At 44.4% G+C, this 12,626-nt stretch carries 13 protein-coding genes and 1 tRNA gene; 8 read left to right on the top strand and 6 right to left on the bottom strand.

The annotated features are described in order from the left end of the window. Positions 1 to 50: 50 nt before the first annotated feature. Entirely contained in the window at positions 51 to 593 is a 543-nt protein-coding gene (locus AAIR98_RS09345; protein ID WP_423971926.1) for a type IV pilin protein, read from the bottom strand. Between the two features lie 137 nt (positions 594 to 730). Here AAIR98_RS09345 and AAIR98_RS09340 point away from each other — a divergent pair, with 137 nt between their 5' ends. Continuing rightward, the gene (locus AAIR98_RS09340; protein WP_423971925.1) at positions 731 to 1,615 is read left to right on the top strand and encodes a DMT family transporter; all 885 of its coding nucleotides are present in this window, start codon (positions 731 to 733) and stop codon (positions 1,613 to 1,615) included. Between the two features lie 128 nt (positions 1,616 to 1,743). On the opposite strand, the gene AAIR98_RS09335 is transcribed toward AAIR98_RS09340, so the two are convergent. From AAIR98_RS09335 to AAIR98_RS09315, 5 genes are all read right to left on the bottom strand, one after another. Continuing rightward, positions 1,744 to 2,148, bottom strand: a complete 405-nt coding sequence (locus tag AAIR98_RS09335) for a hypothetical protein (protein WP_423971924.1) — start codon at positions 2,146 to 2,148, stop codon at positions 1,744 to 1,746. A gap of 242 nt (positions 2,149 to 2,390) precedes the next feature. Then, positions 2,391 to 3,272: a hypothetical protein gene (locus tag AAIR98_RS09330; protein WP_423971923.1), complete on the bottom strand. Its 882-nt coding sequence runs from the start codon at positions 3,270 to 3,272 to the stop codon at positions 2,391 to 2,393. Between the two features lie 57 nt (positions 3,273 to 3,329). Continuing rightward, positions 3,330 to 3,407, bottom strand: a tRNA-Asp gene (locus AAIR98_RS09325). 94 nt (positions 3,408 to 3,501) lie between these two features. Next, positions 3,502 to 4,011, bottom strand: coding sequence for a nitroreductase family protein (locus AAIR98_RS09320; protein ID WP_423971922.1), 510 nt, complete (start codon positions 4,009 to 4,011; stop codon positions 3,502 to 3,504). A gap of 9 nt (positions 4,012 to 4,020) precedes the next feature. Further along, on the bottom strand, positions 4,021 to 5,244 hold the full coding sequence (locus tag AAIR98_RS09315; RefSeq protein ID WP_423971921.1) for an L-serine ammonia-lyase: 1,224 nt from the start codon (positions 5,242 to 5,244) through the stop codon (positions 4,021 to 4,023). A gap of 63 nt (positions 5,245 to 5,307) precedes the next feature. Here AAIR98_RS09315 and AAIR98_RS09310 point away from each other — a divergent pair, with 63 nt between their 5' ends. The 7 genes from AAIR98_RS09310 (at position 5,308) to AAIR98_RS09280 (ending at position 12,626) form a co-directional block, all read left to right on the top strand. Further along, on the top strand, positions 5,308 to 5,862 hold the full coding sequence (locus tag AAIR98_RS09310) for a manganese efflux pump MntP (RefSeq protein WP_423971920.1): 555 nt from the start codon (positions 5,308 to 5,310) through the stop codon (positions 5,860 to 5,862). Between the two features lie 50 nt (positions 5,863 to 5,912). Then, a complete protein-coding gene (locus AAIR98_RS09305; protein ID WP_423971919.1) occupies positions 5,913 to 6,485 on the top strand; it encodes a manganese efflux pump MntP in 573 nt (190 codons plus the stop codon). A 49-nt stretch (positions 6,486 to 6,534) separates the two neighbouring features. Beyond that, the gene (locus AAIR98_RS09300; protein WP_423971918.1) at positions 6,535 to 7,860 is read left to right on the top strand and encodes a surface lipoprotein assembly modifier; all 1,326 of its coding nucleotides are present in this window, start codon (positions 6,535 to 6,537) and stop codon (positions 7,858 to 7,860) included. 270 nt (positions 7,861 to 8,130) lie between these two features. Then, a complete protein-coding gene (gene hpt, locus AAIR98_RS09295; RefSeq protein ID WP_423971917.1) occupies positions 8,131 to 8,658 on the top strand; it encodes a hypoxanthine phosphoribosyltransferase in 528 nt (175 codons plus the stop codon). Next, positions 8,658 to 10,553, top strand: a complete 1,896-nt coding sequence (gene ftsH, locus AAIR98_RS09290; protein ID WP_423971916.1) for an ATP-dependent zinc metalloprotease FtsH — start codon at positions 8,658 to 8,660, stop codon at positions 10,551 to 10,553. The genes hpt and ftsH overlap by 1 nt, the downstream gene beginning before the upstream one ends. A 1-nt stretch (position 10,554) precedes the next feature. After that, positions 10,555 to 11,898 (top strand): phosphoglucosamine mutase, encoded by a 1,344-nt coding sequence (glmM, locus tag AAIR98_RS09285; protein ID WP_423971915.1) that lies wholly within the window; start codon positions 10,555 to 10,557, stop codon positions 11,896 to 11,898. Positions 11,899 to 11,906: 8 nt separating this feature from the next. After that, entirely contained in the window at positions 11,907 to 12,626 is a 720-nt protein-coding gene (locus AAIR98_RS09280) for a pyridoxine 5'-phosphate synthase (protein WP_423971914.1), read from the top strand.

Below are 12,626 nucleotides of genomic sequence, written 5' to 3'. Positions count from 1 at the left end.
GCAATTTTAAATTTCTTAATGCCTGTAGCGGCAAAAAGCGGGGGTATTGGTTATTTGGAATAGTATCTGTCGTCCCACTGGGATTTGTAGGCAATTGTATTATACCCTTGCAGTTTGCAGTATTTTCCTTTTGCGGCGCTGGCGGCGGACTCTGAGCATAATAATGTATCTAACGGCATTTGGGCATGCGCTAAGGCGTAAGCGAAGCCAGAGCATTTATAACTGCCCGTGGTTGTCAGCCCCGCCACGGATATATTTGTGCCTGCGGTAACCTGGTTTAAAATTATTTCAAAATTGCCGTATTCTCTTACAGCGTCTTTACCCGGCACGCCAAAGTTGCATACTGATTTGGCTGGTTTTCTTAAAGAAGCCAGCTCCAGGTCCAGCTCCTCAAAAGAGGTTGCGTAAACGCTGTTTGCTAAATAGTATCTTTTTTGCGCGTCGGTAATGTTTTTGACGAGTATTTGCAACTGCGCGGCGCGGCTGCGTTCCACCGCTTTGGTATATTGCGGCAGCGCGATAGCCGCCAGTATGCCTATAATAAGTACAACTACAAGCAGTTCAATAAGCGTAAACCCTTTTCTATTTAACATAAAGAAAGTATATCAAATATTAGATTTGCTAAAACAGAGGGGAAACTGCAAAAGCCTAACGTGGCATGCGGACAGAGAACTTTGTAGATGATATAATTATGTATCACGTATAATAAAATAATCAGAGGTAAAAGTAAATGTCCCCATTAGCCGCTCTTTGGATAAATTGTGTCGCAACCGCGCTTTGGCCTATAGCGGGCAAGGCGGGCGGGCAGTATATAACGCCTGCGCTTTTAGTGTTTTTGGCTTCGATAATTTCGGTGTTATATTTTTCCCCGTGGCTTACTAAAAAGAAACAGTGGGGCCTGTTGTTTGATAAAAAACTATGGACCAAGTTTTTTATAATGGGCCTGTTTGGCACAGCTATACCGTTTACGCTTATGTTTGTGGCCTTGCAGTATACCACGCCGACAAATACCGCTATATTAAACCAGTCTGAACTGCTGTACTCTTTAGTTTTGACATATTTTCTGCTGGGGGAAAAACCATCTTTAAGCCAGCTTGGCGGCAGCGTGCTGATAGTGCTGGGCGTAGTGGTAATTCTAATGCATGAGCAGTTTTCCCCGCGTTGGACGGGGGACTTAATTGTACTGCTTACCCCGTGGACATTTCAAATAGCGCATATTACAGCAAAAAAACTGCCTAAAAATTTGGACGATTCTTTTGTCTCTGCCGCAAGGTCATTTTACGGGGTTTTATGTTTGCTTCCGGTTGTAATTTATATACATTTTACAACAGGGCTCAAGTTTGAACAAACCAAAGACGCGTGGATAGCGCTGCTATTTTTAGGCGGCATATTCTACGGCGTATGCAGGCCGCTGTGGTACAAGGCAATACGTAATATTGATTTAAGCAAGGTAACGGCAATCACGTTGTCTTACCCCGTAATTACGCTGATATTTTCAGTTTTGCTGGGTATAGAAAAAATACATTCCTACCAACTCATAGGCCTGGCCATGGCCATAGCCGGTGCGCTGTGGATTACCGTACTTGTAAAAAAACAGAATAAAAAGAAAAGTTAGAAGAGCGTGTTATAGTGTTTTGAATTTGTAGTTAACCCCGCCTGTCTGTTAAGACAGGCGGGGTTAATGGCGTAGTGTGTAGTTCTGGCAGCAATATTCTCCGATAAAAGAATAATGTTTTTAATGATTTAATAACACTTTGTATTGCCTGCTGCATCAACAGTGCCTGACATCCCGGAGAGGAATACTAAAACATACGGGCAATAGAGTTTGCCATTATTATAATCAGGTTCTCCATAGGCAGGGACTTTGTAGTTCTTTATATTTCCTTCATTATCAACAAATGCTTGGAATTTGCAGGTGGACTCAGTCTCACCGAATGTTCGTTTCAAATTCCATGTATATAGGTATCCGCCTGCCATTTCTTTTGCTTCATCCGGGTAGCCAAATGCTGAAGAATTAAAAAGTTTGGACACATTGAAATTTGGAGGGCACTCTTTAAGTATAGAGTCACTGTTTCCCTTCATTGTTTGCCATGAGGTTCCACACCCGGCAATAAAAAATACCAACAATATAATCGCATATTTTTTCACAATAATTCTCCTCTGACTTTATTTAAACACAACAAAGATTAATATGTTTTCCATCTTATAATATAACGTTTAATGCAACAAGTTATTGCAATTTTTATTACAAAAGTTTCTAGAAAATACTATAGATAAAGACAATTTTAAGCTTTCTCAGACATATAAAAATCCCCTCTTAAAGGCAATTGCCTCTAAAAGGGGATTCTAAATGGCGGTGATTCTAGTTTAGACAGAAATACTCTCTATTTTTAAAATAATAATATATAATCGGTTCCTATTATTTCCTTGTATTCTAGAGGCACGGTAATAATAAATGTTTCGCCAAGAGGGGTATCTTCCTTCGTTTCTTTGTATAGGCGGGCTCTATTCAATAAAAAAACGGTTGAGATTTGTACGTTTTCTTCTTTTAAGCGGACACTTAATGCTCCAGATTCCCCATTGGTTCTAATATGCCCAAGACCTCCATAAAAAGTGATAAAAGTATTTTTTAAATAAGGTCTTAGCCTTTGTATTGAGGTGTGGTTTCTATGTGCCATGGCCTCTTCTGTTTCTAGAAAAGCAAGATTTTCTTCATAATTAAAATCGGCTTCCTCCAGGCGATTGTTTGGGAATACCCCCAAAAGAGTAAGAACTCTATCGTCTTCCAAAAATAAGGTGTTGTTATCAAAATCAAAATGATGGGAAAATTCTTTTCCTAATTTAGTTATAGAGGGAGGATATTCAACTGCGGTGATGGAGTTTGGTTTGATTTTTTTTATTTCATTTAATATTTCTTTTGCATATATTTTGCTATCAGGGTCATGATATTCCCCCAGCAACAAAATATCTGTAGTGCTGCTAATAAAAGCACGGTAATCCTTAGAAGAGGTTACAGGAGTAAAGAAATTGTAGTTTTTGGGATCAGTTATAAAAAGAAAAACATCTGCCATATGTTTTTGGGAAGATATAAATGTCTTGCCAAAATATTTATCGGTTTGGGCATGCTGCTTGACTTCCTCTTTATATTCTGTAATTATTTCAGAGTCTGTCTTAAAGGCAGTATCTTTTGTATTAGCGGTTGGGTTGTTTTGTTGGGAGCATAAAACCAAGGGTCCGGCTAGAAACATAAAGTATAAAAGAGATTTTTTCATAAGGAACCTCTTAGACAAAGCCTGGTTTTATAAAAATAAAACCAGGCTTTTTAATAATGGCGGAGTCGACGGGATTTGAACCCGCGGTCTCCCGCGTGACAGGCGGGCGTGTTAACCGGGCTACACCACGACTCCTAAATCTACTGTATATACATTCTATTAATTCTAATAATTAAAGTCAAACTTTATTTACGCGCGACAGTTTTTTACGTCAGTTTAAACGCGCGCGTTACCATTTTTCATAGTGCACTTTGGCTGGGTCGTAACGGTCTTCGGGCTGTTTTTCTTCGTCTGCTGTGCCAACCACAACTATGCCTACGGGCATTATGTTTTCTGGCAGTTCAAAATATTTTTTAATGCCTTCCAGGCGGGCTTTGTCGTTGCTTACGCCCAGCCATACGCTGCCCAGGCCCATGCCTGTGGCGGCTATCATTATGTTTTGTATGGCGGCGGCACAGTCTACTTCCCAAAACCTGGCGGCGTTATCCACTATAAAATCACTGCACACTATTATGGCAAGCGGCGCGGTTTCCACCATTTTGGCATACGGGTGCGCCAGCATTATTTTTTGCAAATTTCCCCTTTCACGCACTACCACAAAACGCCAGTCCTGTATGTTTCTGCCCGTAGGCGCGGCCATGGCGGCGCGCAGTAGCGCTTCTACCTGCGCCTGGTCCAAAGGAATATTTTTATATTTTCTTATGCTTCTTCTTTTAAAAATAGCTTCTTTAGTTTCCATGTGGCCCCCTTACTTATCTTTTTTAAACAGTTTTTTTATCTTGAAGAATTTTGCCAACCCGCCCTCTGCGGTTTCGCGGTAGGCGGAGTTCATGTCTTTACCCGTTTGCATCATGGTTTGCAGCACTTCGTCGTATGACACATGGTTTTCACCTTCTGAAATCATGGAGTAGGTAGAACAGTCCAGCGCCCTTGCCGCGGCCATAGCGTTACGCTCAATACACGGTATTTGCACCAGGCCGGCAACAGGGTCGCACGTTAAGCCAAGGTGATGTTCCAGCCCCATTTCCGCGGCGTAAGCCACGCGTTTATTGTCGCCGCTTTCCAGCTGGCACATAGCGGCGGCGGCCATAGCGCAGGCCACGCCAATCTCGCCCTGGCAGCCAACTTCTGCGCCTGAAATTGAGGCGTTATTTTTAGCTAAATTACCTATCAACCCAGCGGTAGCCAAAGCGCGTACCATGGCGGTGTCTGTATAATCATACACATCTTTTGCAAAGCGCAGTACCGCGGGTACTACCCCGCATGAGCCGCATGTGGGCGCTGTTACCACAACCCCGCCGCTGGCGTTTTCCTCGGCGCAGGCCAGCGCGAAGGCGAACAGCATGTTTTTGCGCCTTAAAAATCCGGGCGCGGACAATGCTTTTTTATAAAATTTTTGCGCTTTTCTTTCCAGGTTAAGTTCGCCCGGCAGTGTGCCGCGCCTGGAGAGGCCGGCCTCGATAGTTTTTTGCATTTCTTTCCAAATGCCGTATAAAAATTCCCAAATTTCCGGCCCTTCACACTCTTCCACATATTCCCAAAGCGTGATTTTCTTTTTTAATGTGTAGTCTAAGATTTCGTCCATTGTGGTAAGCGGGTAGAGAGAGCGGTCGTCGCGTTTTCTTTCGCTGCCTTCTGATATTTCGCCGCCGCCTATGCTGTAAACGGTTTTGGATAAGAGAACTGCGCCGCTTTGGTCCAGCGATTCAAACTTTAAAGCGTTAGGGTGAAAGGGTAAAAACACGCCGTTTTCCCATACAATTTCAACGGGTTTCGGCGCCAGGCCGTCTTTGACTGCGACGTCTGTTAAGTGGCCGCGGCCCGTTAACGCCAGCGAGCCGTACAAATGCACTCTAAATGAGGAGGCGTCCTCATTTTCTTTGGCAAAATCTTCGGCCGCTTTACGCGGGCCCATGGTGTGGCTGCTGGACGGCCCCATACCTACTTTATAAAGTTCTCTTATGCTTTTCATATATTTAGATTATACCTGATTTTAGGATACCTAATATGATAGTTAAAATGTTAAAATACAACTATGAGTTTACTTACAGTTATTTTTGTGGCGGTCGGGCTGTCTATGGACAATTTTGCGGTGTCTATGGCGTCGGGCTGTGCGCCGGATATTAAAACAAAGCATATTGTAAAGTGCGGCCTTATTTTTGTTATAGCGCATTTTATTATGTTCTCAGGTGGTTGGTTTGGCGGCGCTACTTTAGGCAAACATATAGACGCTTACGACCATTGGGTGGCTTTTGCGCTGCTTTTATTTATAGGCGGTAAAATGATTTACGAGTCTTTTTCTAAAGAAGAAGACGAGTGCTTAAATATTGTCGCCACGGGCAAAAAAATATTTTTTATTTCAATAGCCACCAGTTTAGACGCGCTTGCCGTGGGTATTAGCTTAAGTTTATCTAACGTTAACTTTTGGCTGGCGGTGGCCAGCATATCATTTTTTGTTTTTGCCACAACTTTTGCCGGGTTTAAGCTTGGCAGCGGCATAGGCAAACGCCTTGGCCCCAAGGCCGAAGTTTTTGGCGGAGTTGTTTTAATAGCCATAGGCATAAAAATTCTGCTTGACGGGCTAATGTAAAAATGGTGGAATTCCTTTAATATTAAATATATACATAAAGTGAGGTCATTATGGAATTTTGGGCAGTATTAATAATGTTTATTTGTTTATGCGTTGATAATATGGTTATGGCCAATATGTCCGCCATGAAATCACAAAACAATAATGTCAGAAGTTCACTTTCTTTAAGAATAGCGCTTACATTTTCTATCTTCCACGCTTTATTTTTGCTTGCAGGTTATTTAATAGCGTATATCTGGCCAGCGCAGTACAGCTGGACGGCAAGTGTGTGGATATCATTCGCTTTTGTCATGCTTATAGGCATAAGGCTGCTTTTAGAAACTGTTGAAAAATCCCCCAGCTTTGGCATTGACGACCCTGAGATGAACCCAAAACTTATCAAAACAGGTATGCTGCTGGCGTTAAATTCGGCCATGTTAGGTTTTGCTTTGCAGATAATGTCGGTCAATTACTCTTTGGTATGGCCGTTGTTCGCGTTATTTGCGGTATCTATGATAATGTCACTGCTTGGTTTCCTTTTTGGCAGGCCGGACAGCAAGAGAATATCTTCAAAGGTAGTAGAATCCGTAGCCGGTATAGTCATGATAGTTCTTGCCATAAGAATTTTAATCATGTACCGCTAGGAATAACGTGAAAGCCGTAAAAAATTTTAAAACAAAAAAGTGTGCAATAATGTGCGCACTTTTTTGTTTTACTTTTTTATGCGGCGGCATTTTATACGCGCAGGAACCAGATATAGTAACCAAGTCCATAATAGTGGCGGAAAGTTTAATAGACCAGCAAAAGCCGGACGAAGCCGTTACAATCCTGCTGGAGGCTTTCCCGCTTGCCCAAAACAAAGAAGACAAAACCCAAATAGAATTTTTGCTCGGCATGGCCAGCATGCTTAAAGAAGACTACGCTACGGCGGAGTGGGTGTTTAGGCGTATACTTAAAAACTCCCCGGGCCTTACCCGCGTGCGTTTAGAACTGGCGCTTTTATATTTTAAAACAGGCAAAGACGAAAAGGCCGACTACCACTTCCGCCTTGTTAACGGCAGTAAAGATTTACCGCAGGAAGTTAAAGATAAAATAGGGTTTTTCCTCTACCAAATACGCTACCGCAAAAAGTGGGATTATTACCTTAACCTTGGTATAGCGCCCAGCAGTAATGTCAACAACGCCGCCGGCCAGCGGTATGAATGTATATATTTTTGGGGTATACCGCTTTGCCGTGAGTTGGAAACAAAAAAGTCTTCCATCGGCCTTAGCGGCAGCGCCGGGCTGGAGTATTACCAGCGTCTCAGCCCAAACCTGCGTTGGAAAAGTACGCTTTCCGGCACGGTGTCAGATTTTTCGGGCAGTCAGTATGATGTGCACTCCGTAGGTTTTGCCACCGGCCCCATGTATAACTACCGCCGGGGCAGCGCGGCGCTCTACGCGTCGGGCAGCCGCATTTGGTACGGCGGCAAAGGGATGTTGTATGACTACGGGCCGCTGTTACAGTTAAACTACGATATCGCGCCCCGCGCCAGCCTGTGGCTTAACACATCTTTTAAGTTTACTGATTATGACCGCAAAGGTTATGATTATATGAATGGCACCGATACTTTTGTCATGCCCAGCTTGTTTTACGCTATAAGCTCTAAAACTTATATTATGTTAAAGCCGTCGGCCAGTTTTATCCGTACCGAGGAATCTTTTTCTAATAAAGAAATTTACCGCATAGGCCTTGGCATAGGCACGGAACTGCCGTTGGGTATTTCGCTTTATGTGGAGCCATCTTACAGCAATTCCCGCGCTAAAGGTGAGGGGACTTTTGTAGAGGACTACACTTTTGTCTACAAACGCCGCCGTGACGAAAACTACGGCATAGAGGCACGTATTTTAAGCCGACAGATAAATATTTTTGGTTTTACGCCCACACTTAACTATTCTTACGTAAAAACTAAGTCTAACGTATACAGCGGCAACTATGACAAACATGTGGTGGAAATGGGCATAACCAACAGGTTTTAACCCATATCCTCCCTCTCCCTTGTTGGATGAAAAGTGAGGCAAACTTGCCGAGCGTGTCAATTGGTATTCTCCCTCTCCCTTGTTGGATGGGAGAGGGAAGCGAACGTAGTGAGCAGGGTGAGGGTGAATAAGAGTATTATTTCTACTTCTAAAACAGTTGTTTAAATCCTCAGCTAATAGTCTGCAGTATTGGCTATTTCCGGTTGAGTATAGCGTTAAAAAAGGTATTCTTGTATATGTATATATATTTAAGATGTTTCGGAGGGTTGCATGTCACTTGAAAGTGTAGTAGAACGTGTTTTAATTACAGAAGCGGAAATAGACGCCCGCGTTAAAGAGCTTGGCGCACAGTTAACCAAAGACTATGATGGCAAAAAACCGCTTATCGTTGGCATGCTTAGAGGGTGTGTAGTATTTTACAGCAATCTTTTAAAACAAATTAAGACGGAATGTACATTAGATTTTATGTGCCTTAGTTCCTACTGCGGCACACAATCGTCAGGCTCAGTGCGTTTTATGCTGGATCTGCGTGACGATATTAAAGACCGCCACGTAATAATAGTGGAGGACATTGTAGACACAGGCCTTACGCTTGACTATGTTCTTAAAAATCTTAGAGACCGCGGCGCCGCCAGCGTGGAAATATGCACACTGTTGGACAAACCATCTAACAGAAAAGTTGAAGTATCTGTTAAATACATAGGTTTTACCATACCTAACGAGTTTGTAATAGGTTACGGCCTAGACTACAATGAACTTTACAGAAATTTACCTTATATAGGAGTTTATAAACAATAATGAAGAAGACTCAAAACCCAAATATTTTTTCTTTTAAACCTATAATGTTTTGGATAATGCTGTTCGCGCTAAGCGTGGCTATTTTCCAGTTTAGGGACAAAACTAAAACAATCGATGTTGACTACTACGATTTTAAAACCAAAGTTGCCGCGCAGCAAGTGGAAAACCTGGTTATCAGCCCGGACCTTATTACAGGCTCCACCAAAGAGGGCGACACTGTCGTCAACTTTAGAACAGTAAGGCTTGACGATGAAGATTTAGTTAAAGAACTTATGGCCGCCAAAATTAAGTTCAAGGCCGAGACCGACAAAAGCTGGATGTTCAGCGTACTGTTAAATGTAGGTTTCGTTGCGCTGCTTATTGGGGCGTGGTGGTTTTTATTCTTACGCCCGCAGCAAGGCGGCGGCAAAGGCAACCCCATGAGCTTTGCCAATTCCAAAGCCAAGCTGCAAATGGGTAACAATGAGGGCATTACGTTTAAAGACGTAGCCGGTTGTGACGAGGCTAAAGAGGAACTGGAAGACACAATTAAATTTCTTAAAAACCCCAAAAAATTTCAAAAGTTGGGCGGCAAGTTGCCCAAAGGTATTTTACTTTACGGCGCGCCGGGCACGGGTAAAACACTGCTGGCCAAGGCTGTAGCGGGCGAGGCTGGCGTAGCGTTTTTCTCCGCCTCAGCGTCAGAGTTTGTTGAAATGTTTGTAGGCGTTGGCGCCGCGCGTGTGAGAGATTTATTTGAAAAGGCCAAAAAAATGGCCCCCGCTATTATTTACATTGACGAGCTTGACGCCGTAGGCAGACGCCGAGGCGCGGGTATAGGCGGCGGGCATGACGAGCGTGAGCAAACGCTTAACCAGCTGCTTATTGAATTAGACGGCTTTGAATCAAAACAAGGCATTATTTTAATGGCCTCCACCAACCGTTCCGACGTGTTGGACCCGGCCTTAATACGCCCCGGCCGCTTTGACCGCCACATCAACGTCCCCGCGCCCGATATGAAGGGCAGAGAAGAAATTTTAAGAGTGCACGCTAAAAAAGTTAAGCTTGCCCCGTCGGTAGACCTTAAAATTGTAGCCAAAGGCACCCCCGGTTTTGTAGGGGCTGACCTGGCCAACGTTATTAATGAGGGCGCCATTTTAGCCGCCCGCCAGGACAAGGCCGCGGTAACGGAGTCTGACCTTGAGGAAGCTGTTGAACGTGTTATAGCGGGCCCGCAGCGTAAAAGCAGACTTATTAGCGCGCATGAAAAAAAGATTATCGCTTACCACGAGGCAGGCCACACTGTTATCGCCAAAAAAACCGACAATAGCGACCCTGTGCACAAAGTTTCTGTTATACCCAGGGGCCCAGCGCTTGGTTACACCATGCAGCTGCCGCTGGAAGATAAGTTTTTAACAACCAAATCTGAAATTTTAGATAAGTTGTGCGTGCTGCTTGGCGGCCGCGCGGCGGAAGCTATTGTATTTAAAGAAGTTACCACAGGCGCGCATGATGACCTGTCGCGCACAACCTCCTACGCCCGCCGTATGATTGCGGAGCTTGGCATGAGCGACAAGCTTGGCCCGATATCCGTGCAGACAAGCGAGGACGAAGTATTTTTGGGCCGCGACATAGCGCGTACCAAACTTTCAGAAGACCTGCTTAGAAGCATAGACGATGAGGTCAGCCAGGTTGTTAAAGCCTCTTACGCAAGAGCGCAGGAAATACTGCAGGCCAACCGTGAGGCGCTTGACGTGCTGGTAGAAAGACTTTTAGAAATTGAGGTAGTAGAGTCCAAAGAAATTGACGAGATTTTAGCCGACCCCAAAGCCTATAAAGCCAAACTTGAAGAAATAAAAAAACAAGAAGAGGCCGCCAAGGTTAAACCGCAGGACGAAACGGTACAGGAAGGTTAACATGAAATATTTTGGTACAGACGGTGTACGCGCGGTGGCGGGGCAGTTCCCGCTGGTGGAAGATTTTGTTGTTAAGCTTGGTTACGCGGCGGTAAAACACGTGGACGCAAGCCTGCCCGCAAATCTTAAAAAAAGCGTTGTTGTGTGCGAGGATTCCCGCGCGTCGGGCGCTATGCTGCTGTCTAACCTCAGCCAGGGTATTATGGCGGCGGGGTACAATGTTATCAGCATTGGCGTCGCGCCTACACCGGCGGTTTCTTTTTTGGTTAAAAAAATGGGTTTTGCTTTTGGCGCGGTAGTCTCGGCCAGCCATAACCCGGCGGAGTTTAACGGCATCAAGTTTTTTAACCATGAAGGCAAAAAAATGAACGAGGCGGACGAGCAGTCTATAGAAAATATTTTAGACTCTCTTACAGAAGCGCCCATAGACAATAAAAACGCCGAGTTTGAGTTTAACGAAGCGTTAATGCTGGACTACCAAAACTTTCTTGTAAACACAGTTCCCCAAGATTTATTTAAAAACGTGAAAATAGTGCTGGACTGCGCCAACGGCGCAACCTCACGCATAGCGCCTATGGTGTTTGAAGCATTGGGCGCGGACGTTGTTGTAATGGCAAATACTCCGGACGGTAAAAATATTAACGCCGGCGTAGGCGCTTTGCATACGGAAGGTATGCAGGCGCTTGTTAAAGAGCGCGGCGCGTTTTGCGGTTTCAGCTTTGACGGCGACGGCGACCGTGTGATAGCGGCCGACGAAATGGGCCGTCAGCTTGACGGCGACCATATTATAGCCGCCAGCGCGCTTGAGCTTAAGCGTAAAAATAAACTTAATAAAAATAAAGTTGTGCTCACAATTATGGCCAACCTGTCTGTAATCAATTTTCTTAAAGAGAAGGGGATGGACGTGGAACTTACAGGCGTGGGCGATAAGTATGTGTCAGAAGCGCTTGAAATAGAGGGCCTTACCGTAGGCGGCGAGACATCTGGCCATATTATTTTTAACGAAATCAGCCCCACAGGCGACGGCATTTTAGCCGCGCTGCAGCTGTCCGCTTTTGCTTTAGAAAATAAAACAAACCTTTCTGCGTTTCATGATTTATGGCACAAATACCCCGCGCTGCTTACGGCGGTAAAAGTGGAAAACAAAGTACCGCTTGAGGAAGTGGACGGCTTTGAGCAGCTTATAAAAGAGTTGGAAGATTCTTTTAAAGGCAAAGGCCGCATAATTGTGCGTTACTCGGGTACAGAGCCTAAACTTAGAATTTTAGTTGAGGGCGAGGACGACGGTTTAGTAAAAGATATTTCCTGCCGTCTTGAAGAACATTTTAGAGCAAAGGTTAAATAGGTAATAATATGACAGTAAAATTAGGCGTTAACATAGACCACGTAGCGACACTAAGGCAGGCAAGAGGCGTTGGTTACCCCAAGCCCGAAGAAGCCGCAAGAGTGGCGCTTGGCATGGGCGCGGAGTTTATAGTAGTGCATTTACGCAGCGACCGCCGCCACATACAAGATAAAGACATAGAAATTTTGTGCAAAAAATACCCAGGCAAAATACATATGGAATGCGCCGCCACCGATGAGATGATGAAGATAGCCCTCAAATATAAACCCGCCAGCGTCTGCCTGGTGCCGGAATTCCCCGGGGAAAAGACAACGCAGGGCGGCCTTAACTTAAGCCCAAAAAACCTTGCCAACATTACCAAAATTACACAAGCATTGCAAAAGAAAAAAATTGCCGTAAGTTTATTTGTTAACCCCGCCGCCAAAGATATACGCGCCGCGCACAACACAGGCGCAAAAATAGTGGAGCTTTGCACCGCTGATTACAGCGAAGCCAAAAATAAAAAAGAACAAAAAAAGCTTTTAGAAGAATTATCCGTATCCACAATACTTGCCCACGAGCTTGGCCTTGAAGTGCACAGCGGCCACGGGCTGGATTATGAAAACGTGCAGGCCGTGTCTGACATAGAGGGCATGCAGTGTTTAAATATTGGTTTTTCAATAGTGGCCAAATCTGTTTACGTGGGTCTCAGCGCCGCTATATCTGAAATGCTTAATCTTATCTCCTAA

This window comes from Elusimicrobium simillimum, from assembly GCF_049639735.1.
Lineage (GTDB): Bacteria > Elusimicrobiota > Elusimicrobia > Elusimicrobiales > Elusimicrobiaceae > Elusimicrobium > Elusimicrobium simillimum.
Note: the sequence above shows the minus strand (reverse complement) of the source record. Positions and strands in the feature narration are given on the sequence as shown.